Here is a 19,618-nt window from a genome sequence, read left to right as displayed (position 1 = left end):
CGACGCCAAACCCTTCGTCGACGGGATCAACTGGGCCACCGGCTACGATATGGCGACCGGCCGCCCGATCGAGAACCCCGAGGCGCGCTTCTACAGGACCGGCAAGCCCTTCATCGCGATCCCGGGGGCGATGGGCGCACATAACTGGCACCCGATGAGCTACAATCCCGCGACCGGGCTCGTCTATATTCCGGCGCAGCAAGTCCCGCAGGGTTATCTCGAGGACATGAACGAGCTCGATCGGCGTCAGCTCCTCGGATTCAATACCGGCAGCTCGATGACCGGGGGTGTCCTCCCCGACGACAAGGCGGCGTTCAAGGCGGCCATCGCGGCAACCACCGGCCGCCTCGTCGCCTTCGACCCGCGCACCGGCAAGGTCGCGTGGGGCGTCGATTACCCCGCCGCGTGGAACGGCGGCACGATGACCACCGCAGGCAACCTCGTCTTCCAGGGCACGAGCACCGGGCGCTTCCGCGCCTATGCCGCCGACACCGGCAAGCAGCTGCTCGACCTCGACATGCAGTCGGGCATCATCGATGCTCCCTCGACCTTCCGCGTTGGCGGCGTGCAATATGTCGCGTTCATGACGAGCAAGGGCGGTGTCTTCCCGCTGGCCGCCGGAATCGCCGGCGGCGTCACGCGAAAGATCCCCAACATTCCCCGCCTCGTCGTGCTCAAGATCGGCGGCGCGGTGAAATTGCCTGCGCTGCCGGCGACGACCGCGCTCGCCTGGAACCCGCCGCCGCAATTCGGCACCCCGGCACAGGTCGCTGCCGGCAAGGCGCATTTCGCTCGCTACTGTCTGGTGTGCCACGGCGATAGCGCGATCGGCAACGGGTTCACCCCCGACCTGCGCGTCTCGGGCGCGCTCGCCAATCCCGACGCCTGGAAATCGGTGATCATTGACGGTGCCCTCAAGGACCGCGGCATGGTCGGCTTCGCAAAAGTGATGACGCCCGCCGACGCCGAAGCGATCCGTGCCTATGTCATCGATCGGTCCAGCTGGACCAAGGCAAATCTCGCCGAAACCGGTCGGCCTTACGGTCGTTGACATTCTGACCGGCCTTTTCGGAGCATGCGGTGCGATGTCCCGAAAGGGCGGCGATTTGTGTCGCCGATCGCGCGTATTTGCGGCATTGGCTCGGGCACGGTGTCGCCAAGAGCGCGCACATTGCGTCCAGCTATTTTTCGATAATAATATAGTTTCGACGGGATTGGCCCGCGCGCGATCCATGCGAGGTTCGGGCAGGCCTGTTGCGGGGGCACCCGCCCAAGCCTCGGCGTAGTCGCACCCGCGGCTCTTTTTCGGGAAATATGAATTTGCGTCCCGTGCGCCGATCCTCCCGCCGATCATGCGCACGTTGATATTGACTCTCGCGCTAGAATGGATAATTATCGATTTATATCGAAAATGGGAGGCGTCATATGTGGTCGAACAAGCGGGCGAGGGAGCTCAAGGAACGCGCCGAAAAGGTCATTCCGAACGGAATGTACGGCCATGAATCGACCCGGCTCCTGCCCGAAGAATTCCCCCAGTTCTTCCACCGGGCTGAGGGCGCGCGGCTCTGGGACGCCGACGGCAACAGCTATATCGACTATGTGTGCGCCTATGGCCCCAACCTGTTCGGCCATGGCTATGCGCCGATCGAAGAGGCTGCGCGCCGGCAGCAGGCGCTCGGCGATACGATGACCGGCCCCAGCGAGATCATGGTCGATCTCGCCGAGGCATTCGTCGCGCAGGTGCAGCATGCCGACTGGGCGATGTTCTGCAAGAACGGCACCGACGCGACGACGATGGCGATGACGCTGTCGCGCGCGCATCGTGGTCGCAAGATCATCCTCTATGCAACGGGCACATATCATGGTGCGGCGCCCTGGTGCACGCCGCGTCCGGCCGGGATCATTCCGGAAGATCGCGCGGCGATCGTCTATTATGATTACAATGACCCCCAGAGCCTCGAAGATGCCTTTCGCCAGTATGACGGCCAGATCGCCGGGGTGTTCGCCACGCCGATCCGCCACGAGGTGTTCGTCGACAATTACGAGCCCAGCCTCGAATATGCGCAGACGGCCCGCCGTCTGTGCGACGAGAATGACGCGCTCCTCATCGTCGACGATGTCCGGGCGGGCTTCCGGCTCGCGCGCGGGTGCAGTTGGGAACCGCTCGGTGTTCTACCCGATCTCGCCTGCTTCGGAAAATGCATCGCGAACGGCTATCCGATTTCGGCGGTCCTCGGGTCCGACAAGGCGCGGGGTGCCGCGAAGGAAATCTTCGTGACGGGCTCCTTCTGGTTCTCGGCGACGCCGATGGCGGCTGCCATCGAAACGCTGAAACAGATCCGGACGACCGACTATCTCGAGCGGACGCGGGCATCGGGCGACCGGTTGCGTGCGGGCCTTGAAGCCCAGGCGGCCGCGCACGGCTTCTCCCTGCGCCAGACCGGGCCGTCGGTGATGCCGCAGATGCTGTTCGACGACGACCCCGATTTCCGGGTCGGCTATGCCTGGACCGTCGAATGTCTGAAGCGTGGCAGCTACATCCACCCCTATCACAACCAGTTCATCTCCTATGCGCATGACGACGCCGTGATAGACGAGACACTGGCGGCAACCGACCTCGCCTTCGAGGCGCTCAAGGGACGCATGGGGTCGCTCGAACCCCATCCCGTGCTCATGCAGCTGCTTTCAGCCAAAGCGGCCTGAACCGGGCGGCATATCGCGGAGCAACCGGCGGCGGCGAACGCGGGGCCGGTTCGCCCGCGGGCGATTGCGCTGCGGGGGGCGTCTTAGCCTCGGCGGGGAGCTGCACTTGCGGCGGCCGACCGCCTGGCGACGTTGGCGTGCATCATATACATATCCGATATGTCGCGCCCGGTGGCTCCACGAGCGCGGCGACGAGACCGGTGTCGCCCATATCGGTTCCGGTAACGGCGAAACGGGCAGCCCTCGTGCCTTGGGCCGTTGCCCGCGATTCAGCCAATTGTCGGGATCATGTAAAGGAAGCGGGTCGGGACCTTCGCGCGATAGACGATCTTGCGGCCCTCGGGCATCCACAGGAACTCGCCGGGGGCAATGATGTGCGTCTTGCCGTCGCCGTCGATTTCGAGCTCGCCGTCGATCACGAAAATGCCTTCATTGAAAGGAAGCTCGAAATCCACTTCGCCCGGAGCGATCTCGGAGATGCCTGCGCGCATGCCGGCCTGATGATCGGCGGTCAGGAATGCAAAGGCGGTCGCCACGCCCGATGGCTTTCCGGGCTGGCGCGGAAGCTTTTCGATTTTAGAGATAGTGCCCATTCATCGTCTCCTGCGAGCGGGTCGGCGTTCGAAGGCTGGCGATGCCCCGCCCGAGGGAGGCCGTTGCCGGGCTTCGGGATTCGACCGGTTTCGCGGCGTGCGTATCAGTCGCCGCGCTAATACTCAATTAAAATCGATTAACTTGGCCGCGAGTGGGCGATGGCGGCGATTTTCCGCCGCGACCGCTTGCCGACCCCGCTGCGGGCAGTCGCGCCCGGCGCTATCGATCCGCGCTTGTCCCGCGAAGCCCCACTTTCAGCCTCGCGACGATCCATTGCGGCCGTCGCGCGAAGCCGAGCAGCAGGCCGAAAGCGATTGCGGCGCATCCCGAAACGAGCACGAGCTCGACATTGCGCGCCGCGAAAAGGAAACCCGCGATTGTGGGGATGATCGCAATACCGGCGAGCTGCGCCGCCGGGGCATAGGGCAGGGCGGCGCGACGCGGATCGGCGTCGCTCAGGATGCTCGAGAGAACCGGCACCGACGACAGCCACCATATCCCGAATCCCGCCGCGGCGAAGGCGGAGCCCGGCCATGCGAACCACGCTCCGGCGGAAAGCAGGAGAAGCAGCGTCGTCGCGATCAATCGCAGGCGGTCGTGCCTGCTGCTCGGGATCAGGCATGCCGCGAACGCTCCCGCCGCCTGACCGGCGAGGCTCGCCGACAGGATCGCGGCAGCCGCCGCCGCGCTCACATTCTGGCTTTCGAGCCAGACGCCGGCATAGGCCCAGATCGTCAGCACGCCGCCGACGAACAGGAACATCACCGCGAGCCAGCGAATGCCGATGGCATCGGGCCTGGCGCTCCGCTGGTCCCAGCCGGTCTCCGTTCCGGCCCCCGTTTCGGTCGCCGTGCCCGCGCCGAGGCGGCGCGGCAGGAAGGGAAGCCCGGCAAGCATCGCGGCGCCGGCGATCGCGAGCGAGAGCAGCAGCTCTTTGCTCGTCGGCGCCGGCCAGAAGAGAGCGAAGCATTGCAAATGGAGAAACTGGCTCGTCGCCTGCGCGAGAAGATAGGCGGCCGCCCATTGTCCGACCCTGCTCGTCGCCGCGATCGCCATGCCGGCGATGCCGACGAGGAAGCCGCTGCCCAGGCCGGCGACCATCCGGAAGGCGAAAAGCATATCCGCGCTTCCATACAGCGTCTGGAAATAATTTGCGGCCGCGATCAGCAGTATCGCCAGCGCTGCGATCACCCTGACGGAGGCGTGTTTGAGGGCGGGAATGGCAAGGCTGCTCCCGATCGCAATGGCGATCACTTCGGCGGCGGAGAGGAGGCCGAGGCGGTCGGGTTCGATCAGGCCTTCGCCGACGAAAGCCGCATAGAGAAGCGGCTGGATGCCGAAAATAAGGATCGCGAGCGAACCGAGAATGATGCTCGTCGCCGTCTGCGCCGGCCTTGGCGAAGCGCCATTTTCCTCGGACGCTGGTCCACTCATTCGCGCTCCCCCCCTTTTTGTCCGGGTCGCAGGGCGATATTTGCCTGCCCGTTGAACCGCCTTATGCCCGCGCTCCAATTTTGTGAATATATATCGATTCTGTTGCGCCTTCAATTGCCAGAATTCGATTGACTCGAACGAGGTTGGGAGCATATTATCGACTAAAATCGGTTATTGGCTCATCGTCGGCCATATGGCAGAATTGCCCGGGTGATCTTGGAGCGCCTTCGAAAGGCGGTCGTCCCGGGCGGTGGCCAGTGCGCCTGCTTGGCTGAAAGGAGAGTCCGAATGAATGCTGTCGTGTCTGCTGCGAAGAAATCCGATTTTGTCACGGCGCCCTTCGGGGCACCGGTCGGCGAGGTGATGGAGATTATCCGGCGCGATGGCGGCATTGTCCTCGAGGGCGTGTTGTCGGACGACGAGGTCAGGCAGGTCAACGACGAGCTCGACCCCTATCTCTACGATTATCACACCGGATCGCAGGGTGGCGACGAACTCATGAAGGAGTTCTGGGGCGCCTTGACGAAGCGGCTCACCAATGTCGTCGTGCTCAGCCCGACCTATCGCGAGCGCTTTCTCTCGCGGCCCGAACTCCACGACTACATGGCCGCCATGTTCAAAGGGGTGAGCGACAGCTTCTGGGTGCAGGCGACGCAGGCGATCGAGATCATGCCGGGCGAGAAGGCGCAAATGCTCCACCGCGATGTCGGAAACTATCCCGTTTTTCGGAATTCCGGCCCCTCGGCTCCCGAAGTCACCTGCAACACGCTTCTGGCGCTGGTCGATACCGACGAGGCGTGCGGGGCGACGCGCGTCATTCCCGGAAGCCATGAGTGGGACGCCGAGCGCGAGTATGACGACAGCATGACGGTGCCGGCCGAGCTGAAAGCGGGTTCGATCTTCTTCTACTCGGGCAAGCTGCTCCATGGTGGCGGCGCCAACCGGTCGGAAGATGTCCGGCGGCGCGTGATCGCGACCGCGTTCAACGCGGGCTTCCTCGTCCCCGAAGAGGCCTATCCTTTCACGGTCCCGCTCGAACTTGTGCGAACGATGCCGAAGCGGCTTCAGCAGGCGCTCGGTTTTCGTTCCTTTCACCAGCGCGATCCGATCGGCGGAAGCCTCTGGCAGCATAATTACGAAGAACTCGCCGACTTTCTCGGTCTCTGAGAGATCTGGCTGTCTGGTTCATGCTTCCGGACAAGTGGCAAAGGGTCCATGCCGGGCGCGGCGGCTGTGCGCGGTCGGAAAAGGGCGGGGCGGTGCGGCGATGCAGGCGCTCCAACCTCAATCCGCGACAATAGTCTTGATTTTCGATAAATAACGACTAAAGTTTTGACGGTCTGGGTTGGCGCTATGGCGACGGCGAGTCTGCTTGCTCGTTCCGGCCGCGACGCCCTCTGTCGGGGCGAGGTCCGGCAGGGCGGGGTTTGTTCTCGGGGGGATGGTGGCAATGGCGGAAGAGAGCGGCAAATTTCCCTGGCGAACCAGCTTCTGGTGCGCCGATGCCATCGAACCGGAGAATCGTCTCGGCGAGCAGGATGTCGACGTCGATCTGGCGGTGATCGGCGGCGGATTCGCCGGCATGTCCTGCGCCTATTATGTGAAGAAGGCGCGCCCCGATCTCTCGGTCGCGGTTTTCGAATCGGAATATATCGGCTTTGGCCCGAGCGGCCGCAACTTCGGAGCCGTGGCGCCCGGCGTCCGCGAACTGCGCGCCGGCATCCTCGATCTGCCCGATCCCGAGGAGGATCGTTTCGCGGTCCAATGGTATCTCGGCAAGCGTGAGGAACTCGAGCGACGCATCGCCGAAGGCGGCATCGAATGCGAATATCGCGACGAGCCCTTGATGATGCAGGCGCTCGACGAAGCCGCCTGGGAAGCGATGCAGCGCGAGTCCGACGTCCTGAAGGCCCGGGGCACGCCCCATCTGCTGCTCGACACGGCCGCGCTCGAGAGAGAAATGGCGCTTCCCTACCGGCCGCTCGGCGGGATTGTTCGCACGGCGTGGCGCGCCGTGCAGCCCTTCAAGCTGGCGCGCGGCTTCGGCCAGCAACTCCGCGACATGGGCGTCGCCGTCCATGAAGGAACCCGCGTGACCGATTTCTCGGACTCGGGCGAGGGCGTGGTCCTTCGCACAGCCGAGGGGGCGACGATCACCGCGCGCAAAGCGGTGCTCGCGACCAACGCTTACACGCACCACCTTTCGAAGGTGGCCGATCTCGTCAACCCGCGCCATACCTATGTGATCGCGACCGAGGCGCTCGATGAGGCGCGGCTCGCCTCGCTGGGGTTCGGAACCTACAAGTTCGTCGAGGATTCGGGTTTCGTCTTTTACTATTCGCGCGTCTACAAGGGCCATCTGCTGATCGGCGGCGGCGAGCTGACGACCGGATTTTTCACGCCGTCGACGGTCGACCATGATGCCGACACCAAGACGGTCGAATTCCAGCGGCTCTACGACGAAATGGTCCGGCGCTGGCCGCAGCTCGACGGCGTCAAGATCGAAGCCGCATGGGCCGGCCCGATCGACATGACGGAGAATTTTGCGCCGGTCATCCGGACGCTCGACGATATGCCCAATGTGACGACCTGCGTTGGCTTCAACGGCGAAGGGTTGATGTCGGGGAGCCTCGCGGGCTTGCTCGCGATCGGCCAGATACTGGGCCCCGACTATGTCGATCCCGACGCCGAGCGTGTCAGGCAGTATCTCTTGCAGCCGATCGACTGACGGCCATGAAGATCAGCGCCCCGTCCCTGAAGCTCGATCTTGCGGTCACCGAAATCGTCGTTCGCGACGGGGAGCCCGTCGTGATGTGCCGCGTCGGCGTCTATGACGCCACGGCGAAGCTCGACGGCAAGGATGTCGTGGCCGCGCTCCGTTCGTTGATGAAGCCGAGTGTGCTGTTCGCGATCGTGCGGTTGGCGCTGCGCGGCAAGGAGCGCGGGAAAAAATAGATGCGGGCGTCAGCAGATCGGGGGACTCGATCGGTTCCCGGATGCTGGCTGTCGGAAATTTTCATCGCTCCGCACCGGGACAGGCAGCGGACGGTTAGACGAAAGGGAGCGGAATGAGCCGGCTTGAGGGCAAGAGGATATTGATCACGGGCAGTACGCGCGGCATCGGGTTCGGCATGGCTGAAAAGATGGCGGCGCTCGGTGCGTCGCTCATTCTGACGGGCCGCGATCAGGCGGCCGCCGATGCGGCCGCGGCTGGACTCGCCTCGGCAACCGGGGCGAAAGTTGCCGGTCTCGGCGCGCCGCTGACTGACGAGGATGCGGTGAACGGGCTTGTCGACCGGGCGGCGGCGATATTCGGCGGCATCGATGTCCTCGTGAACAATGCCGGAGTCGATTCCGACGGTCCCGCGCTCGATCATGCTCTCGAGGACTGGCGGCGGGTGATCCACGTCAATCTCGAGGTTCCCTTTCGCCTTGCCCAGCAGGCGGCGCGGCATTTTCTCTCGGACGGCAAGGGCGGTGTCGTCATCAATGTCGCCTCGGTCGCCGGGTTCAAGGCCATCGACGAAGCCAGCTCCTATGTCGCATCCAAGCATGGCCTCGTCGGCCTGACCAAGGTGCTCGCGCTGGAATGGGGGCCGAAGAATATCCGCGTTTGCGGGATCGCCCCCGGTCTCATCAAGACCGACATGACCCATTATATATGGGGGAATGAGGCCGGTCAGGCTTATGTGAACAACAAGATCCCGATCCGCCGTATCGGCCTTCCCTCGGACATCGGGGCGTTGACCGCTTTCCTCGCTTCCGAGGATGCGGGTTTCATTCATGGCGAGACGATTATCGTCGACGGCGGTGCGACGATCGACTGATCCGGTCCCGAGACTTCGGGAACGCGCGCGGCGCCGACTTCGCCGAATGCCCTAGAGTGTTTTCAAGTCAGGTGGAATCACCTGACGACTCGGAAAACACGGCAAAGCAAGAATCTGGAGTGCCGGTTTTGATTCAATCAAAACCGAACGCACTCTAGCCGCCGACGGCAGCACTCACTTCCAGTGGCCTGAGCAGGAAATTGGGGTCCGCGAGCACGCCGTCGACCTCGATCCAGCCAAGCGCGCGACCGGACATCGACCAGCCGAGAAGGCGCTGGATCTCTTCGGGGTAGCTCGCGACGAGCTCCGGCGTCAGCGCGAGATAGTGATTTTCTTCCTGCCGCACGAAAGAGGCGTCGAGCGCGAACGTCACCCCTGTGCGCCACTCGCTTTCGGTCCGATTGGTCCCGCCGCCATGATAGACGCCGCCCAGGAAAAGGAGCGCCGAACCGGCGTTCATCTCGGTGGGAATCGCCTCTTCGGCGAGAGGTTTGCGCTCGTCGTCCCAATGATGGCTTCCCGGAACGACCATGGTGCCGCCATTCTCGGCGGTGAAATCGGTGAGCGCGATCATGACCTGCAGGCGCGCCTCGCGCCCGAAATTGCGGCTCCAGAAGAAAGCGCCGTCGTCGCGGTGCAGCGCTTGCCCACCTTCGCCGGGGCCGATCTGGATCGCCTGGCTGACGCCGACCTGAAGATCGCAGGTAACCTCCATATAGCTGTCCCCTGACCAGCGATGCTGCGGAACGCAGACGAAATGCCTCGCGGCCGGCAGGTAAAGGGGATGGGTGACGACATCGGCGCTGTAGCGCGTCTTCGCGAAAAGCGCGGAAAGCCGGCGCGTGTTCTGGCCGAAAAAGGCATCGCGTCCGGTCGACTGCCGCTCGATCAGCGGAAGCAGGTCGTCGCGCATGCCGGCCAATTGCGCGGACGTCAGGAACTTCTCGATGATGACGCCGCCGTCGCGGTCCAGCACCGCGATGACCTGTTCGATCGATGCTGTCGTCCCATCCAGCCGTTGCAAGGCCATCTTCCGCTCTCCTCAGGATGCCTTTTCATAACCAGAGCAAAAATTCATACAAAACTCAATAAAAATCGATTTATGGTTCGCATCGCGTGTCGCGACAGATTCGCCGCCGACGCATTGCAGGATGGCGGAAAGGCGTGCGCCATCCCTCGTTTCAGTGCTGACTTTCTGGAAGATGGACCGTGAGACCATCGAGGGCCGTATCAACCTTGATCTGGCATGCCAGTCGCGAGCGCTCGGTGACATCGGCGGCCAATTCGAGCATATCGGTTTCCATTGCCGTTCGTTCGCCAAGCTTCGACGTCCATGCTTCGTCAACATAGACATGGCACGTCGCGCAGGCACATACGCCCCCGCAATCGCCGTCGATCCCGGAAATATTGTTGTTGATGGCAACTTCCATGAGCGAATAGCCGTCCCCGGTTTCGATCTGGTGCCGGGCTCCGTCGTGCTGGACAAAGGTCACGCGTGTCATCGATCATCCTTTCTTGATTTCCTCAAAATCCTGCGCCTGATCAGGAGGGAAACTGACCGCACCGCGGCTTTCCGAACCTGTCGCCTTGCGCTCAGGCGCCCGAAGCCAGACGGCGCCCCATCACGATGAAGGCCGCAAGCCCGATCGCCGTAGCGCCGGCGAACAGTCCGTAGAGCGGCGCATAGCCGTGGCCGCCTGCGAGAAGGGCTCCGGCCAGAACCGGTCCCAGCGCGCCGCCAACGGCAAGCGCGGCCGGCATCAGCACGGCAATATTGCCGCGTTCGTCGGATGTCGCGATCATTCCCATCTGGTAAGCCATCGGGAAGTTCCACAGGCCACCCGTCAGCACGACGCCGGCGAGATAGGGACCGAAATCACCGCCCCAATGGAAGGCCGCGACGCCGCAGATGGCGAGCAACATGCCGATCGCGAGAGGCTTCACGCGCCCGAATTTGTCGCCGAGGAGGGCGGCGGTCAGGCCCGCCGCGCCGCTGACGACGAGGGCGGCGGTCAGGACGTTCTCAGCGGCATTCGCGTCGACGCCGAAGGTCGGCGCGAGCTGGAAAACGAAGGCCCAGAGGGCAGCCAGCCCGGAGAAGGAAATGAACAGCGCCGACAGCCCGATCCAGGCGGTCACATTGCGCGGAGCGCGAACGGAGCCCCCCGCGCGCCGCGTCATGGCGAATCGCTTCTCCGGCGGCACGACCGCGCGCCCTGCCGGAAAGGCGACAAGACCGCTGATGGCCGCGGCACCGGACAGGCCTGCGAGCAGCAGCATCGCCATGCGAAAGTCCGCCTGCGCCAGCGCAAAGGTCGATATCGCCAGAAGCCCGACGATTGCCAGGGTCACTTCGCCCGTGAGCTTGACGCCGAAGGCCCGGTCGGGCTTGTGGTTTTCCGAGACCACGGCAATGCAGACGGTGTAAAGCGTTCCGAGGCATGCGCCGGCTAAACCGAGGGATGCCAGCAGGGTCGGCATCGACGGGGCGAAAGCGCTGCCTGCCAGGCCGATGACCGACAGCAGGGAGGCTATGGCCACGACGAGGCGCCAGTTGAAGCGGTCGATCCACAGGTTCGACGTCGTCGCAACCAGGGCGAAACCGCCCAGATAGCTCGATCCCACGGCACCGACCTGGTCATCGCTCAACCCAAACCGGCTTGCAGCCAATGCCAGGATGGTCGGCATCAGATTGAAGAGGAGCGCCCCCGCGGCGGAAACGAGGGTGGCAGCCGCCAGCACCTTTGCAGGTTGCCGATAAGGGGGGCGCCTTTCGATTTGCGGCCGCGCTTTCGCGCGGCTCGGTCGGGCGGGCAGGGACGCCGAAGCCGGAATGCGGACAGGCAGGCTTTGATAGCCTTTGACGAAGGGTGTGGCCGGCCGAACGGGTTCGCCCACGACTTCGATCGTCGGGTAGCGCTTCAGTATTTCTTCCCAGACGATGCGCAGCTGCATTTCGGCGAGACGGTTTCCGACGCAGCGATGAATGCCGAAGCCGAACGACAGGTGCTGGCGCGGCCGCTCGCGATCGATGATATAATCGTTCGGACGATCGATGACGGTCTCGTCGCGATTGCCCGATACGTACCACATGATGACCTTGTCGTCCTTGGCGATCTTCTTGCCGCCGAGTTCGGTGTCGCAGGTCGCGGTGCGCCGCATATGCGCCAGCGGGGTCTGCCAGCGGATCGTCTCCGAGACCATCGAGGGGATGAGCTCGGGATGATCGCGCAGCTTCTGGTACTGATCCGGATTCTGGTTCAACGCCAGGACGCTGCCCGTCATGGTGTTCCGCGTGGTGTCGTTCCCGCCGACGATCAGGAGGATGATGTTCCCCAGATATTCCTTCGGGGTCATGTGCCGCGTCGATTCGCCGTGCGCCAGCATCGAAATCAGATCCGAGGCGGGCTCTTCGTTGACCCTCTCGTTCCAGAGCCGAACGAAATATTCGAGACACTCCATGAGGATGGCGTTCTGCTCCTCGACGGTTTCGACGATCTCGCCCGGAGCCGCCAAGGTGGTGACGACGTCCGACCAGTAGGTGAGCTTGTGCCGGTCCTCGAAGGGGAAATCGAACAGGGTCGCCAGCATCTGGGTGGTGAGTTCGATCGAAACCCGCTCGACCCAGTCGAAGGTTTCGCCAACCGGCAGCTCGTCGAGAATAGCGGCCGCCCGCGACCGGATCAGACCCTCCATCTTCGCAAGATTTCCAGGGCCGACGATCGGCGCGACCACTTTGCGCTGATGATCGTGCTTGGGCGGATCCATCGCGATAAACATCGGAAGCGCGTCTTTGGGGTCGTCGTCGAGGATCGTGATGCCGCCGAGTCCGATGTCCGAGGAAAAGACGGCGTGGTTGGTGTCGACGGCCATGATGTCGTTGAATTTCGTCACCGACCAATAGGGGCCGAACTGGCTGTCGCGGCAGAAATGGACGGGATCTTCCGCGCGCAGCCGTTCGAAATAGGGCCAATGGCTGTCTGTCCGCCAAAGTTCGGGATCGCTGACGTCGATGTCTTCGAGAGCGATCGTCGCGGCGCGATTATGCGCTCGCATGGCGGCTTCATGCGGCATTGAAACTCTCCCCACCATAGGGTCGTGCTGATTAGGTCATTCGACCTAGGCATTGGTTAGTACGATCGACCTAGACTGTCAAGGGCAGTTGCGATATGGCAGCGCCATGACAACGAACGACGACAGCATTGCGAGCATGGAACTGTCCGGTGAGGCGCGGCCGCAGCAGGGCGCGGCGACAGCCGACGCCGAGCCGAAGCCCGTGACCGAACGCGTGCTGGACAGTGCCGAGCAAGTGCTGTTGCGTCAGGGCTATGCCGGTTTCTCCACGCGGCGCGTCGCGCAGGAGGCGAACATCGCGCTGGGAAACCTGACCTATCATTTTCCCACCAAGGCGGAGCTCGTTCGCGCCCTGATCGACCGTCTGATGGCGAAATATCTGGAATATTTCGAAGAGTTTCTGAGCACACCCGGCAAGGGCGTCGAGGCGCTCGTGCGCTGGCTACTGGAAGAAGCGCCCGACGAAGACGCGATGCGCCTGTTTCGCGAGATCTGGGCGATGGCGCTCCATGACGAGATTGTCCGCCAATCGATCGACGACTTTTATGATCGATTGATCGAGCGGGTGATCGAAACCCTGATTGCCGCCCATCCGGCAGCCGATCCACGGGAGATAAGCGATCTTGTCCACTTCGTCGCGGTCGTGTCGGAGGGCAGCAGCGTGATTTACGGGACTCGCAGCTCAAGGGCGACCCCGCATCGGAGCATGGTCGCTCTCGTCATGCGCATGGTCCGGGCGATCGCGGGCGATCTGGAGGGGGATGGTCGGAGCAAAGATGCCGGTGGGTAGGTTTTGTTAGTTCCATCCGCCGATTCCGGTGAAAACGGATCGATGATCCAATTTCCGACGATTGCGCGTGATGGATCTTTCAATTGTTCGAGCCATATGGCTGGTTCGGATCTGGCTGCAAAGATCGCGCGCAATGCCAAATTGTGACCTGCCTCGTTCCGTTAGGCGGACGATCATTCTGGTCGCGACCGCGCCGGCTCTACGGGCCTGACCGGGACGGGGCCGAACCGGACGTCGACCTTCTTCATCCATGCGGCCGTTTCCGCAGGGGCGAGCGCGCGTTCGGCGGCGTAGATGCCCGGCGGAAGCCGCCTCAGGAGAGCGCCCCTCATGGAAGATCGCGTTTGCCGGGTCGCCAGACGGCGATCGTCAGCGCCGGCAGGTACAAGGCCATGATGAGCAGGGGAAAGGATGTCGGCGGCAAGCGATCGAAGGTCCAGCCGCCGACGGGGCCGCCCAGCGCATAGCCCGCTGCAAGGGCGCAGCTCCAGCCGCCATAGGTATAGGCAAACAGTCGCGATCCGAACTGCCGTTTGGTGAGGGTGATCCAGAGCATTTCGTTGGCGCCGATGCCGACACCGAGCGCCAGCGCTCCGACGGCCGCGGCCGCGACGCCATGGTCATGCTGGAGGAGAATGAGGCTCGCGAGACCCGTCGCGAGGAGAAGAGCGACCAGCAGGTTGCATAGGTCGAGTTTCCAGCGATCGAGGAGCCATCCGATCGTCACTTGGCCGAAAGCGGACGCGGCGGCGGTAAGACCGAGGAAGGTGGCGGCCAGCTGCGCCGAAATCCCGCCTGCTTCGATCAGCGAAGGCGCCTGGCTCAGGGCGGCGAGGGCGCCGATCCCGCTCAGCATGAGCGCGACGGCCATGATCGCGGCCGTGACGAAATTGATCGATCTGAGCTCCGAAGCCTGCACCTTCGGCTCGGCGTTCTCGCCCGGACCGCCGGCGGGGTCGAGCGGCAGAACCCGCGGATCGCCGTCGAGTGCGAGACCGATGGCGGCGGGACTTCGGGCGCCGCGGCAAAGCAGGAAGATGACGAGGGTGGCGACCCCCATGAGCGCGCCGAGCGACAGCGCTGCCTCGCGCCAGTTCATGAAAGACAGCAATCGTTCGGTTGCAGGCGCCATGACGAAGCCGCCGAAGGATCCGCCGCACCAGGCCATCGCCATCGCCGTGCTGAAACGGCGCGAGAACCATGTCGTCACCATCACCGGCACCGCGACGATCGAAACGACTTTCCCGATCCCCATGACGACGCGCAGCAGATAGAGCTGCCAGAAACTGTCGATACTCCCGACCAGCGCGAGGCAGACGACCTGCAGCAGCAGCCCGCCAATGAGGATCGTGAAGGCGCCGAACCGGTGGATGGCCGGCGCGATCACCAGCGCCAGCGGCGCTATCAGCCACATTGCCGAAACGAGCGATCCGGTGGCGGCCGAGGACCAGCCAAACTCCCTTGCCAGCGGATCGGTAAGGATGATGAACCCGAACAGCGTGTTGCCGTAGATCATCATGGTCGCAAGGAACATCGCGAGGACGATACGCCAGCCGAAATAAAATCCCGTCCGCGGTTGCGGCGGTCCCGCCGTCAAAATCCGAGCGTCGTCCATTTCTCTCGATCTCCTGTCCTGCCGGCCGACGAGCGCTGAAACGCCTCATGCGAACCGGCAAGAAAGTCGATAATTACCGATATTTTGACACGAGGCAAGCCTGTAGCCGTGACCGCGTGGCAGCAGGATCGATCGGCCGCCTAGTTTATCGACCGACCGAGTTGTTCCACTGTCTCGAGATGGACATCCCGATATCGGGCGCCGCTCTCCGCGTCCAGCAGGAGGCGCGTGTAAACGCGCCGAGCGCCGCAAAATTTGAAGATTCCGGTGGTGACCTGCGTGTCGAAGGCCGTGTAATAGCCATGCTTGGTATAGCCGTCGTCGCTGCCGCCGCCGATGCCAAGCAGATAGACGGGAATGTCCCGCATGGCGCCGACGATCTTGCCTTCTTCGAACCTGAACGCCCAGCCGTTGATGAAGACCCGGTCGATCCAGCCCTTGAGTATGGCGGGAAACGACCACCAGTAGATCGGGAATATGAGCGTCAGCACGTCGGCGGCATCGACACGCGCCTGATGGTCGCGCACGTCGTCGGGAACGGGAGCCTTGCCATGATAGCGATCGATGTCCGGCTGGCCAAAGCGGGGCGAGAAGCCCTCGTTGGGCAGGTTGAGCGTGTCGACCGAGTGACCAGCCGCTTCCGCGCCCCTCGCAAAGGCGGTCTCGATCGCCGCAGAAAAGGACGCGGGATCGGGTTGCGCCTGGACGACCAAAATCTTCATCTCTGATTTCCTTGCTGTCGCGAGAGAAAAACGAAAGCATTAATTGGATAAATATCTGCTATTAGCCTCTCTATATCGGTGTATCCTATTCGGGAAGGGCCATTCTTCTTCCGAGCGATCGTCGCAGGGACATCGAGGTTCGTCGAATGGTCGTCTCCGCCGCGCCCAGAACAATAGCCGTTAGCGCATGAAGCAGGCTTACCTCGACGATGTCGATGGCAAGCTCGATGAAGGTCTCTTTACCCGAATCTCGGGAGACTATCGCGAAGGCTTGAAGGGGTTTGTCGCGCGCGTTCGATCGCCTGTCGGAGGCCGATAACGCCTATATCGACGATGGCATTGCGCTGCTGGGGTTTGCCAAGGATGCGCGCAGGATGTTCGCGGAAGCCGATTTTTCGGGCAAACGAAACATCCTCCACCACCTGCTATCGAACTGTTCGCACAAGGACGGAGAGGTGTCGGCGACCTTCCGAAAACCCTTTGATATTATTGTGAAAAGCCTGCCGAGAGCCAAGGCTTCGGAGGGCGCCCCGAGCGCCAAAATCGGCCAAAGCAGGAAATGGCTCCCCGGGTAGGATTCGAACCTACGACCGATCGATTAACAGTCGATTGCTCTACCGCTGAGCTACCGAGGAACACCCCGCCGTGGCGGGCGAGGCGGACCCTTTGCCGCCGCGCGAATGATTTTGCAAGACCTCAAACGATAAATTGTTCCATCGCGATGCGTTCGTCCAATCCCTGGTCGGGATCGAACAGCAAAGTCAGCGGCCGGCTGCGGTCGGTGGTGACCAACACCGTCTTTACGTCGCGGATTTCGCGCTGGTCGGCGACCGCGCTGACCGGGCGCTTTGCGGCCTCGCGGACGTTGAAGCGGATGCTCGTCGATTCGGGGACGAGCGCGCCGCGCCAGCGCCGCGGGCGGAAGGGGCTGATCGGCGTCAGTGCGAGCATCGCCGAATCGAGCGGCAGGATCGGGCCGTTCGCGCTGAGGTTGTACGCGGTCGATCCGGCGGGGGTCGAGACAAGGACGCCGTCGCAGGCGAGCTCCTCGAGCATCGTCCTTTCGTTGATCATCACCTCGAGCTTGGCGGCCTGGCGCGTTTCGCGGAGCAGCGAGATTTCGTTTATCGCCGGCAGGATGTGGCGCTCGCCGCCGACCGTCGTGATGTCGCCCGACAGCGGGTGGATCAGATAGGGGCGCGCGGCGGCAAGGCGGTCGAGCAGCCCCTCGACGCGGAACTCGTTCATCAGGAAGCCGATGGTGCCGCGGTTCATGCCGAACACCGGCAGGCTGCGCCGCTGGTCGAGCAACTGGTGCAGCATATGCAGCAGAAAGCCGTCGCCGCCGAGCGCGATCAGCAGGTCGGCCTCATGGAGGTCGACGAAATCGTAGAGCGGCCGAAGTTCGGCCTCGGCCTCCTCGGCCGCCGGCGCGTTCGACGCGACGAGCGCGATCTTGCGTTGCATTATGGTCCCGAGCCCCCTGACAAATCCCTGGGCGAGGCTATCCTAGCCGCCCGTTGCACTCATATGACGCGCGACCGCCGGTGTGGACTTTCGTTCGATATGAAAGTCATGCGCGCGGGGTTTGCCAGCCAATGCGACGTCAATCAACCCATCGACGTCACCGCCGTCGCGCAGGGCAGCGCGCAGGTCGACATGGTCGTCCTGACCGAGGCACATATAGATGCGCCCCTCGACGGTCAGGCGGATGCGGTTGCACGTCGCGCAGAAATTGTCGCTGAGCGGGGTGATGAGGCCGAGCGTCACCGGGCTGTCCTCGATCGCGAAATAGCGGGCCGGACCTCCGGTCGCCTTGTCGACGGGCCAGATCGACCGATCGGCCCGCAACGGGGCGACGAACTGGTGCAGCGGGATATAATGATCGCTGCGGTCGCCTTCGACCTCGCCGAGCGGCATCGTCTCGATCAGGGTGAGGTCGCATCCGTTCGCCGCGCACCAGTCGAGCATCGGCAGCAGCTGATCCTCGTTCAGCCCGGCGAGAGCGACCATGTTGATCTTGATCGCAATGCCTTCGCGCTGCGCCGCCGCGATCCCGCGCAGCGCGACGTCGATGTCGCCGAACCGCGTGATGTGCCGAAAAGCCTCGCGGTCGAGCGTGTCGAGGCTGACATTGATCCGCCGCACCCCCGCGGCCGCCAGCATCGGCGCATGTTCGGCGAGCCGCATGGCGTTGGTGGTCAGCGTCAGCTCGTCGAGGCCGTTCCCCACCAGCGCGCCGAGCCGCGCCGCGAGCATTTCGATGCCGCGTCGCACCAGCGGCTCGCCGCCGGTAAGACGGATGCGGCGGATCCCGCGCGCGACGAAGCGTTCGGCGAGTTCGCCCATTTCCTCGATGCTGAGCACCGCGGCCTTGGGCAGGAACTGCATGTCTTCGGCCATGCAATACCGGCAGCGCAGGTCGCAGCGGTCGGTGACCGAAAGGCGCAGATATTCGATCCGGCGGCCGTGGGCGTCGGTCAATCGTGCGGCGGGCCGGGGCGAAAGCGCGGACATCGGTGCGATCATGATGCAAAATGGAAGGGCTTGGCAAGGAAAGCCTGATAAGGCGGCGCGATGAATCGCCTATCCGAATCGCTGTCCGGCTGCGTCCGAACGCTGGAAAATCTTCATTTGCGGCACGACGCCGACGTGGGCGTCATGCTGGTTCAGGTCGACCAGATGGCGCGCATCAACAATAGCGCCGGGACCGCCGCGGGGGACGCCGTGCTCGACGAGATCGGCCGCCGACTCGAAAGTTTCGCGACCGACGAATTCGGGCAGGGGAGCTGCGTCGACCGGATCGACGGGCCGCGCTTCCTGATCGTTCCGGCGGTGCCTTTGTCGCTGGGCGCGCTGCGGGCGCAGGAGCGCGCGCTGCATGTTGCGCTGGCCGAGCCGATGGTCGGCGACCCCAAGGGCCGCCTGGCGATTCGCATCGCCGCGGCGCTGATCGTGCGCGACGAACCCGTCGTCGAGCAGCTCCGGACCGCGAGCGACCAGCTCGCACGCCCGGCGTCGGCGCGCGACGGCGCGATGGTGATGGCGGCGCTGTCGCGCGGCGAGGTGGTGATCCACTATCAACCGCAATATGATGTCGCGACCGGCGCGATGAACGGGGTCGAGGCGCTGCTGCGCTGGCAGCACCCCGAGCTGGGCCTGCTGGGCGCCGGGCCGCTGGTTACCGCGGCACGCGCGGCGCGTCTCGAACGCGAGCTCACCGAACATGCGCACCGTGTCGCATTGGCCGAGATCGCGGCATGGCCGGAGGCGCTGGCGAACATTCGCGTCTCGCTCAACATCACCGCCGCCGACCTTGGCGATCCCGAATTCGCCGAACGGTTCGCCGGTATGGCACGGCAGGCAAATGTCGACCCCGCGCGGCTGACGCTGGAACTCACCGAGCAGGCGATGCTGAGCGACCCCGCGAGCGCCGCCGAGCAACTGGCACAGATCCGTGCGTTCGGCTGCGCGATCGCGATCGACGATTTCGGGACCGGCTATTCGAGCCTGTCGCTGCTCGCGCGGCTGCCGATCGACTATCTGAAGATCGATAGCGGCTTTACGCGGACGATCGACGACAGCGACCGCGACCGCATCGTCGTGCGCGCGATCGTCGACCTGGCGCGTGCACTCGGTCTGCTTGTCGTTGCCGAGGGGATCGAGAAGCCGCAACAGCTCGAACGGCTGAAGGAACTGGGCGTCGCGACGTGGCAGGGCTTTCTGAAGTCGGGACCGGTGCCAGGCGACGAGCTTCCGGCGCTTCTCGCCGCCTAGAGTGTTTCAAGTCAGGTGAAATCACCTGACGACCCGGAAAACACGGCAAAACAAGAATCTGGAGTGCCGGTTTTGATTCAAT

General features: G+C 63.7%; 19 protein-coding genes and 1 tRNA gene. 10 read left to right on the top strand and 10 right to left on the bottom strand.

From position 1 onward, the window contains the following. Together J1N50_RS16755 and J1N50_RS16750 are read left to right on the top strand one after the other, a co-directional pair. The coding region (locus tag J1N50_RS16755) for a c-type cytochrome (protein WP_215355841.1) at positions 1-1,051 on the top strand (1,051 nt) is incomplete at its 5' end. A 374-nt stretch (positions 1,052-1,425) separates the two neighbouring features. Then, positions 1,426-2,703: an aminotransferase class III-fold pyridoxal phosphate-dependent enzyme gene (locus J1N50_RS16750; protein WP_215355839.1), complete on the top strand. Its 1,278-nt coding sequence runs from the start codon at positions 1,426-1,428 to the stop codon at positions 2,701-2,703. 269 nt (positions 2,704-2,972) lie between these two features. Here J1N50_RS16750 and J1N50_RS16745 read toward each other — a convergent pair whose 3' ends face one another. Together J1N50_RS16745 and J1N50_RS16740 are read right to left on the bottom strand one after the other, a co-directional pair. Next, positions 2,973-3,296, bottom strand: coding sequence for a cupin domain-containing protein (locus J1N50_RS16745; RefSeq protein WP_215355837.1), 324 nt, complete (start codon positions 3,294-3,296; stop codon positions 2,973-2,975). Between the two features lie 220 nt (positions 3,297-3,516). Next, on the bottom strand, positions 3,517-4,731 hold the full coding sequence (locus J1N50_RS16740) for a hypothetical protein (protein WP_215355835.1): 1,215 nt from the start codon (positions 4,729-4,731) through the stop codon (positions 3,517-3,519). A 288-nt stretch (positions 4,732-5,019) separates the two neighbouring features. Between J1N50_RS16740 and J1N50_RS16735 the strand changes: the two genes are divergently transcribed. The 4 genes from J1N50_RS16735 to J1N50_RS16720 all read left to right on the top strand — a co-directional run bounded on the left by J1N50_RS16735 (position 5,020) and on the right by J1N50_RS16720 (position 8,558). After that, a complete protein-coding gene (locus J1N50_RS16735; protein WP_215355834.1) occupies positions 5,020-5,898 on the top strand; it encodes a phytanoyl-CoA dioxygenase family protein in 879 nt (292 codons plus the stop codon). 283 nt (positions 5,899-6,181) lie between these two features. Continuing rightward, positions 6,182-7,459, top strand: coding sequence for an NAD(P)/FAD-dependent oxidoreductase (locus tag J1N50_RS16730; protein ID WP_215355831.1), 1,278 nt, complete (start codon positions 6,182-6,184; stop codon positions 7,457-7,459). 5 nt (positions 7,460-7,464) lie between these two features. After that, positions 7,465-7,686: a hypothetical protein gene (locus J1N50_RS16725; RefSeq protein WP_215355829.1), complete on the top strand. Its 222-nt coding sequence runs from the start codon at positions 7,465-7,467 to the stop codon at positions 7,684-7,686. Between the two features lie 113 nt (positions 7,687-7,799). Then, positions 7,800-8,558 (top strand): SDR family NAD(P)-dependent oxidoreductase, encoded by a 759-nt coding sequence (locus J1N50_RS16720; RefSeq protein WP_215355827.1) that lies wholly within the window; start codon positions 7,800-7,802, stop codon positions 8,556-8,558. Between the two features lie 154 nt (positions 8,559-8,712). Here the strand turns inward: J1N50_RS16720 and J1N50_RS16715 are convergent, their stop codons facing one another. The 3 genes from J1N50_RS16715 to J1N50_RS18055 all read right to left on the bottom strand — a co-directional run bounded on the left by J1N50_RS16715 (position 8,713) and on the right by J1N50_RS18055 (position 12,149). Beyond that, entirely contained in the window at positions 8,713-9,588 is an 876-nt protein-coding gene (locus J1N50_RS16715; RefSeq protein ID WP_215355824.1) for a phytanoyl-CoA dioxygenase family protein, read from the bottom strand. A gap of 151 nt (positions 9,589-9,739) precedes the next feature. Continuing rightward, the gene (locus J1N50_RS16710; RefSeq protein WP_215355822.1) at positions 9,740-10,060 is read right to left on the bottom strand and encodes a 2Fe-2S iron-sulfur cluster-binding protein; all 321 of its coding nucleotides are present in this window, start codon (positions 10,058-10,060) and stop codon (positions 9,740-9,742) included. A gap of 91 nt (positions 10,061-10,151) precedes the next feature. Further along, positions 10,152-12,149 carry a cytochrome P450 gene (locus J1N50_RS18055; RefSeq protein ID WP_343227910.1) on the bottom strand — a complete coding sequence of 666 codons (1,998 nt, stop codon included), beginning with the start codon at positions 12,147-12,149 and terminating at the stop codon, positions 10,152-10,154. On the opposite strand from J1N50_RS18055, the gene J1N50_RS18050 reads away from it, so the two are divergent. Both J1N50_RS18050 and J1N50_RS16700 read left to right on the top strand, forming a co-directional pair. Continuing rightward, complete coding sequence (locus J1N50_RS18050) at positions 12,108-12,635, top strand: hypothetical protein (protein WP_343227909.1); 528 nt, start codon at positions 12,108-12,110, stop codon at positions 12,633-12,635. The genes J1N50_RS18055 and J1N50_RS18050 overlap by 42 nt on opposite strands. 103 nt (positions 12,636-12,738) lie before the next feature. Then, positions 12,739-13,422 carry a TetR/AcrR family transcriptional regulator gene (locus J1N50_RS16700; RefSeq protein WP_215355817.1) on the top strand — a complete coding sequence of 228 codons (684 nt, stop codon included), beginning with the start codon at positions 12,739-12,741 and terminating at the stop codon, positions 13,420-13,422. Between the two features lie 328 nt (positions 13,423-13,750). Here J1N50_RS16700 and J1N50_RS16695 read toward each other — a convergent pair whose 3' ends face one another. Next, positions 13,751-15,037, bottom strand: coding sequence for an MFS transporter (locus J1N50_RS16695; protein ID WP_215355815.1), 1,287 nt, complete (start codon positions 15,035-15,037; stop codon positions 13,751-13,753). 140 nt (positions 15,038-15,177) lie between these two features. Next, positions 15,178-15,759, bottom strand: a complete 582-nt coding sequence (locus J1N50_RS16690) for an NAD(P)H-dependent oxidoreductase (RefSeq protein ID WP_215355813.1) — start codon at positions 15,757-15,759, stop codon at positions 15,178-15,180. A 281-nt stretch (positions 15,760-16,040) separates the two neighbouring features. Between J1N50_RS16690 and J1N50_RS16685 the strand changes: the two genes are divergently transcribed. Further along, positions 16,041-16,334, top strand: coding sequence for a hypothetical protein (locus J1N50_RS16685; RefSeq protein WP_215355811.1), 294 nt, complete (start codon positions 16,041-16,043; stop codon positions 16,332-16,334). Here the strand turns inward: J1N50_RS16685 and J1N50_RS16680 are convergent. From J1N50_RS16680 to moaA, 3 genes are all read right to left on the bottom strand, one after another. Beyond that, positions 16,320-16,394 (bottom strand) — tRNA-Asn (locus J1N50_RS16680). The two genes, J1N50_RS16685 and J1N50_RS16680, sit on opposite strands and share 15 nt — an antisense overlap. Positions 16,395-16,455: 61 nt before the next feature. Next, positions 16,456-17,226, bottom strand: a complete 771-nt coding sequence (locus J1N50_RS16675; RefSeq protein ID WP_215355809.1) for an NAD kinase — start codon at positions 17,224-17,226, stop codon at positions 16,456-16,458. A gap of 42 nt (positions 17,227-17,268) precedes the next feature. Next, positions 17,269-18,276 (bottom strand): GTP 3',8-cyclase MoaA, encoded by a 1,008-nt coding sequence (gene moaA / locus J1N50_RS16670; RefSeq protein WP_215355807.1) that lies wholly within the window; start codon positions 18,274-18,276, stop codon positions 17,269-17,271. Positions 18,277-18,336: 60 nt separating this feature from the next. Between moaA and J1N50_RS16665 the strand changes: the two genes are divergently transcribed. Beyond that, a complete protein-coding gene (locus J1N50_RS16665; RefSeq protein WP_215355804.1) occupies positions 18,337-19,536 on the top strand; it encodes a GGDEF domain-containing phosphodiesterase in 1,200 nt (399 codons plus the stop codon). The last annotated feature ends 82 nt before the right edge of the window (positions 19,537-19,618 follow it).

Source organism: Sphingopyxis soli (assembly GCF_018682675.1).
Lineage (GTDB): Bacteria > Pseudomonadota > Alphaproteobacteria > Sphingomonadales > Sphingomonadaceae > Sphingopyxis > Sphingopyxis soli.
The sequence above is the reverse complement of the archived record's forward strand: the minus strand, read 5'-3'. Positions and strand labels throughout refer to the sequence as shown.

Excerpts from the sequence above, each read along its gene's own strand:
- moaA (WP_215355807.1), bottom strand. The coding sequence starts at position 18,276 with ATGTCCGCGCTTTCGCCCCGGCCCGCCGCACGATTGACCGACGCCCAC.
- J1N50_RS16715 (WP_215355824.1), bottom strand. The coding sequence starts at position 9,588 with ATGGCCTTGCAACGGCTGGATGGGACGACAGCATCGATCGAACAGGTC.
- J1N50_RS16690 (WP_215355813.1), bottom strand. The coding sequence starts at position 15,759 with ATGAAGATTTTGGTCGTCCAGGCGCAACCCGATCCCGCGTCCTTTTCT.
- J1N50_RS16745 (WP_215355837.1), bottom strand. The coding sequence starts at position 3,296 with ATGGGCACTATCTCTAAAATCGAAAAGCTTCCGCGCCAGCCCGGAAAG.
- J1N50_RS16695 (WP_215355815.1), bottom strand. The coding sequence starts at position 15,037 with ATGGACGACGCTCGGATTTTGACGGCGGGACCGCCGCAACCGCGGACG.
- J1N50_RS16700 (WP_215355817.1), top strand. The coding sequence starts at position 12,739 with ATGACAACGAACGACGACAGCATTGCGAGCATGGAACTGTCCGGTGAG.
- J1N50_RS16720 (WP_215355827.1), top strand. The coding sequence starts at position 7,800 with ATGAGCCGGCTTGAGGGCAAGAGGATATTGATCACGGGCAGTACGCGC.
- J1N50_RS16675 (WP_215355809.1), bottom strand. The coding sequence starts at position 17,226 with ATGCAACGCAAGATCGCGCTCGTCGCGTCGAACGCGCCGGCGGCCGAG.
- J1N50_RS16740 (WP_215355835.1), bottom strand. The coding sequence starts at position 4,731 with ATGAGTGGACCAGCGTCCGAGGAAAATGGCGCTTCGCCAAGGCCGGCG.
- J1N50_RS16750 (WP_215355839.1), top strand. The coding sequence starts at position 1,426 with ATGTGGTCGAACAAGCGGGCGAGGGAGCTCAAGGAACGCGCCGAAAAG.
- J1N50_RS16735 (WP_215355834.1), top strand. The coding sequence starts at position 5,020 with ATGAATGCTGTCGTGTCTGCTGCGAAGAAATCCGATTTTGTCACGGCG.
- J1N50_RS16725 (WP_215355829.1), top strand. The coding sequence starts at position 7,465 with ATGAAGATCAGCGCCCCGTCCCTGAAGCTCGATCTTGCGGTCACCGAA.
- J1N50_RS16710 (WP_215355822.1), bottom strand. The coding sequence starts at position 10,060 with ATGACACGCGTGACCTTTGTCCAGCACGACGGAGCCCGGCACCAGATC.
- J1N50_RS18055 (WP_343227910.1), bottom strand. The coding sequence starts at position 12,149 with ATGCTGGCGACCCTGTTCGATTTCCCCTTCGAGGACCGGCACAAGCTC.
- J1N50_RS16730 (WP_215355831.1), top strand. The coding sequence starts at position 6,182 with ATGGCGGAAGAGAGCGGCAAATTTCCCTGGCGAACCAGCTTCTGGTGC.
- J1N50_RS16665 (WP_215355804.1), top strand. The coding sequence starts at position 18,337 with ATGAATCGCCTATCCGAATCGCTGTCCGGCTGCGTCCGAACGCTGGAA.